Consider the following 364-nt stretch of genomic DNA (forward strand, 5'->3'; position numbering starts at 1 on the left):
ATTATCAGGTTGGATATTGAGCCTTGTTAAGATAGGTTGAGCGTCTGTGATAAACCCGCGTTTATCTTCACGAATACATCGCCCAGTCAAATCTACAAGTTCTAAATAATATTTGAATTCAAACGGTAAACCTTTTGGCATGTGCTTTCTTGGGTTACCTGCAAAACGCATGAGTGACTTAGGCTGTTTACCCGCTTTTGCTGTTTCAATCCGCTTTTTAATGCTGGTGTGGTCTGACTCTTCTGGCGTCTCTGCCATTTTGGCTCTTACTGGATTCAAATCAACATACGCTAAACACGCTGCCAGCGCAGCTTCATCTAACAACGCCTGTGATTTAAAACGTCCTTCCCAGAATCGCCCTGTG

Annotated in this window: 1 pseudogene; it reads right to left on the reverse strand. The window is 43.4% G+C overall.

The annotated features are described in order from the left end of the window. Positions 1-364 (reverse strand): annotated as a pseudogene (locus N475_RS03055) (transposase); the annotation flags it as partial.

The organism is Pseudoalteromonas luteoviolacea DSM 6061, from assembly GCF_001625655.1.
Classification (GTDB): Bacteria; Pseudomonadota; Gammaproteobacteria; order Enterobacterales; family Alteromonadaceae; genus Pseudoalteromonas; species Pseudoalteromonas luteoviolacea.